The sequence below is a fragment of the Plectonema cf. radiosum LEGE 06105 genome (genome assembly GCF_015207665.1).
In the GTDB taxonomy this organism is placed as follows: Bacteria; Cyanobacteriota; Cyanobacteriia; order Cyanobacteriales; family Nostocaceae; genus Rivularia; species Rivularia radiosa_A.
Window position 1 is genome coordinate 1 of record NZ_JADEWL010000252.1, and the last position, 4,790, is coordinate 4,790.

Annotated in this window: 5 protein-coding genes; 4 read left to right on the forward strand and 1 reads right to left on the reverse strand. The window is 36.5% G+C overall.

The window, feature by feature from the left end:
- Positions 1–143: 143 nt before the first annotated feature.
- Both dapB and IQ247_RS31435 read left to right on the forward strand, forming a co-directional pair.
- Positions 144–974, forward strand: a complete 831-nt coding sequence (gene dapB, locus IQ247_RS31430; protein ID WP_193926087.1) for a 4-hydroxy-tetrahydrodipicolinate reductase — start codon at positions 144–146, stop codon at positions 972–974.
- Positions 975–1,070: 96 nt separating this feature from the next.
- Entirely contained in the window at positions 1,071–1,808 is a 738-nt protein-coding gene (locus IQ247_RS31435; protein WP_193926089.1) for a DUF8619 family protein, read from the forward strand.
- Positions 1,809–1,940: 132 nt separating this feature from the next.
- Here IQ247_RS31435 and IQ247_RS31440 read toward each other — a convergent pair whose 3' ends face one another.
- Positions 1,941–2,237, reverse strand: a complete 297-nt coding sequence (locus tag IQ247_RS31440; protein ID WP_193926090.1) for a KGK domain-containing protein — start codon at positions 2,235–2,237, stop codon at positions 1,941–1,943.
- Positions 2,238–2,775: 538 nt separating this feature from the next.
- Here IQ247_RS31440 and IQ247_RS31445 point away from each other — a divergent pair.
- Positions 2,776–3,549, forward strand: a complete 774-nt coding sequence (locus IQ247_RS31445; protein ID WP_193926091.1) for a hypothetical protein — start codon at positions 2,776–2,778, stop codon at positions 3,547–3,549.
- 377 nt (positions 3,550–3,926) lie between these two features.
- Positions 3,927–4,769, forward strand: coding sequence for an alpha/beta fold hydrolase (locus tag IQ247_RS31450; RefSeq protein ID WP_193926092.1), 843 nt, complete (start codon positions 3,927–3,929; stop codon positions 4,767–4,769).
- Positions 4,770–4,790: the final 21 nt, after the last annotated feature.

A 4,790-nucleotide genomic window follows, 5' to 3' on the forward strand; every position in this document is an offset into this window, starting at 1 on the left:
GATGGGGAGATGGGGGGATGGGGAGAAATAAATAACAACTGTCAACTGTCCACTGTCAACTGTCAACTGTCCTGGTGGTTCCCGCACTACCCCTACAGGGTCTACAATTTCTTTGTTGATTTAAACGTAATAAAAATAAAAGTATGGCTAATCAAGGACTTATACCAGTTGTTGTGAATGGTGCTGCCGGGAAAATGGGTAGGGAGGTAATCAAAGCTGTTGCGGAAGCACCGGATATGAATTTAGTGGGTGCGATTGATACCAGTCCCGAACATCAAAATAAGGACGCAGGAGAGTTGGCTGGTTTGAGCGAACCTCTGGAAGTTCCTATTACTAATCAAATGGAACCGATGCTGGCATTTGCTGCTCAAGAAAGAGAACCGGGAGTTGTTGTTGATTTTACCCATCCAGATTCAGTGTATGACAATATTCGTAGCGCGATCGCCTATGGTGTGCGTCCTGTGGTTGGGACTACTGGCTTAAGTCCGGAGCAAATTCAAGATTTGGCAGATTTTGCTGATAAAGCTTCTACAGGATGCTTGATTATTCCTAATTTTTCCATTGGGATGGTATTACTCCAACAAGCAGCAATTGCAGCATCGCAGTATTTTGACCATGTTGAAATTATCGAACTACATCACAATCAAAAAGCTGATGCACCCAGCGGCACTGCAATCAAAACCGCTCAAATGCTTGGAGAATTAGGTAAAACTTACAACCAAGCTATAGTAAATGAAACGGAGAAAATACCAGGAGCGCGGGGAAGTCAAGCTGATGAAGGAATCAGAATTCATAGTATTCGTTTACCAGGTTTAATTGCTCATCAAGAAGTGATTTTTGGCTCACCCGGTGAAATTTATACCTTACGACATGATACCAGCGATAGAACTTGCTATATGCCAGGAGTATTACTAGCAATTCGCAAAGTTCTTCAGCTAAAGTCGTTAGTATATGGATTAGAGAAGATTATTTAATCTAAAAATAGGAAACTTGTCATAACTCTCGAAGAGCAATGCAGTGACTGAATAATCCTTTCATCCAAAATCTAAAATCCAAAATCTAAAATCCAAATGCTTGTCCCATTGACACGCGAGAAGTTTGAACAATTAGTTCCCCTAATCGCAACTGGTTCTCAGTATAAATACTATTGGGGGAAATTTTCCAATTTCTTGCAACGACTATTAATATCCGTAGTTGTTGCAGCAATTGTTTTACTTGTAAAAGTTATTTTTCGGCTTGCTTCAGGTCCGGTTCTATTTTTCTTGGGATTGATCGGGGCTTTTTATTGGTTATGGGGTCCAGTATTATGGGCTAGTTTGCGAAATATAAAATGTCGTCGTTACAAGTACAGTGGTTTTTTTCGCGGTAGAGTCTTGGACTGGTGGATTACAGAAGAATTGCTTGGTAAGCAAGAAACAGTTAACAACAGAGGTGATTTAGTAATTGTCGAAAATCGTGAAAAACGACTTAACTTAGAAGTCGGGGACGAAACCGGATTTACTGCTTTGTTCAAAGCACCATTAAAAGTTTCTCACAAAATGATTAATCGCGGACAGGTAGCAGAAATGTTGGTGATGTCCAACTATGCCGATTTAAGCACAATCGAAGAAATAACCGACATATATATTCCCAGTCGGAACTTATGGGTAAGCGATTATCCTTTCTTACGTCAAGATTACTTCAAAGAAGTGAGTCGTCGTATCCGCGATGATAGAGAAGAAAGACCTCGCGATCGTCCCCGTCGTCGTCCACCTAGAGAAAGAAGTCGAGAAATTGAAAGATATTACGATGAAGAAGAATGGGGTTAAGAGTTATGAGTTAGGAGTTATGAGTTAGGAGTTAGTACCACCAGAGTTAGTTATTGGTTGTTGGTTGTTAATAGTTATTACACCTTTAACCTTTGACCTTTGACCTTTCTTGACCTTTAACCTTTAACCTTTTTACTCTAATAATTCTGCAAGGTCTTCCAAGGGATATTCTGGTTCTTCGGGACAAAATTCTACACAAATTCGGATTTTTCCCTTTTTCCAACCTCTAGCGCCTAACTTCAAAATTTCACAATCAATACCTTGATCAAAAAAAGATGCTTCTGGCATCTGAAAACTAATATATTTCTGTATAACTTCTAGCAATTCTAAAACTTTAAAAGTCGTAGATATTTCGAGATTTTCAAAATCTTTAGAATTTATAATAGATATAACTTCGTTACGTTCTAATCGCTCGAACTGTTTTTCCATACTAATTTTTTATACTTAAATAATTTGCGTTACCATTCTTATTAGGATGTTGCTCGCTTTTATAATTTATCAAGTTATATCAAGTCCGGATGATTAGTTATTATTCGCTACTCCCTATTCTCTGTTCCCTATTTCCTACTTCCTACTCCCTTTATTACAAATGTTTAACCGGATATGATATTAGAAATCAGTGAATGGTCATTCATTGTATATCCTGATTCTATTATTTAGTCATACCAAATTGTCTACAAACTATATGTGATGACATTTACCTTTATTAATACTTTGCAATATCTTAAATAAAGTGTGAAGTTACTACTTGCAGTTAATTAATTGGAAATTGCAAGATTCTACATGATAGTTTAAAAAGTATCACAATCTCACAACCAATAAACTATCTATAATCACCATATGAATGGTGAAATTTTTACTAGTTATTTTGTGTAAATCTAAAAACTATCACAAGCATTTCAATATACTTTTTATTTGCCATCATCATGAAAATATGACTTTTAACAACAATAATAATCAATCGTAAATGTTTTTAAACTTGTTTTTTAGTAGTACTATTACCATAGTGGTTGTAACACTTTTAGCTTTTAGTGTGCTGCAATGGTTTCATATTCCTGCGGGTAACTTTCTCGATTGGGTAATAGGTGGTGCAAGTTTTTGGTGGCTTTTAGTAATTGTTACTGTACCTTGGAATATTCATTTTAAAGCCAAAGAAACTTTATTTGAAGCAAAGCAATCCATCAAAAAAGAAATTCCAGTAGATGATAAACAGCTAAATTATGTCAAACTTTTAGTAAAACGTTCGTTAATACTGGCGATTTTTCTACATATATTATCTGCAATTGGTCTTTATACATTGGCTGCAACTGGTATCAGTGCTGTTGGTTACATAAGTTCCGGTGCAGCATTATTATTAACAGGGTTGCGTCCAGCTATTAGCGCTTATGAATATTTATACCAGCGATTAACAAGCATTCGCCAAGAATTAACATATCCCCGTGAAGACATTGTAGAATTGCGACATCGCTTTACTAGTCTTGAAGAAACACTCAAGCGCATCGAAGAGCAACTTAATCCTGAAAATCCCTACTCTTTAACAGTAAAACAACAAACTTATTTACAAGAGACTCGCAAAGAATTAGCCAATATTGTTGCAAATATAGAAGAATTACGTGCAACAAACAAAACTGAACACGAAGGAATATCACGAGAATCAAAACAAGCAATTGCTCAACTTTCCACCGACGGACAATTTCTAGAACACGTGCGCGAAATTATCCGATTTTTTAAAGCCGCGTAGGATAATGCGAATAATAAAGGGAGTAGGTAAGAGGGAACTCTTAACTGTCAACTATCAACTGTCAACTGATATAAATTATTTTTTGTTAAAAGCACTCAAAAGCCTATGCTAGTTATGGTAGAAGTTTATTTTTATGACTTCTATCACTTTTATTCCTCAATTTAACGTGAGTTCGATGTTGACTGTCTAGCCTTGTTTACAGCTTCTTCGATTGCGGCTTGAAGATTTTTCGTGGGGTTAGAAGTCTGGTTTTTATAACTATTGTCTGTTACTACTGACATTTATCCTAAAAACCCGACTTCTGTGCTATTCATCGAATTCACGTTAATTCAAATTGGGAATTAATCACAAAAATCTTTGTATAAGGCTTTTTGATAATGTCTATAACAGAACATAAAATAACCGTAGATTCACTAGAATGGTTTTACCGACAAGTAGAACCAATAGGCAGAAGTGATTTATTACCTGTTCTATTGTTACATGGTTTACCATCGCAAAGCTATAGCTGGCGCAATATCATGCCCGGATTAGCACAACAAGGAACTATGGCGATCGCACCAGATTGGATTGGCTACGGTTTCTCTAGCAAACCAGAAAAAAGAGATTTTGCATACACCCCATCTGCATATATTATTGCTTTAAATAATTTTATTGAAGCAATAAAACTAGAACGTTTTTCTTTAGTAGTTCAAGGTTTTTTAGGTTCTGTTGGTTTACAATATGCTTTACGTCATCCTGACAAAATAACCAACATAATTATACTTAATACACCAATTTCTTCTACTGCTAAATTACCTTGGAAAATTAAACAAATGGGTCTACCTTTAGCTGGTGAAATGATGACTCAAGACCCGTTATTAGTTGACAGAACTCTAGAGGGTGGTAGCCGTTACGTTATTAAAGATAAAGATTTAGACGTTTATCGCAAACCATTTTTAAAAGCTTCTGCTGCGGGAAGAAGTTTACTTGCAACGATTCGGAATTTAGAGTTAACAACCGCAATGGCAGAAATCGAATCTGGATTTAAAGAATGGCAAAAACCTATTTTAATTCAATGGGGAAAAACTGACCCTTGGTTAAGTTTAGATATGGCGGAAAAATTCGCTAATTCCGTACCCGATGCTCAAATAGTCCGACTTAATGATGTTGCACATTATCCCCAAGAACATCATCATGAAGTGATTTTACAAGACCTATTGCCCTTTGTGCGTCGGAGTTGATGGGGAGATGGGGGGATGGGG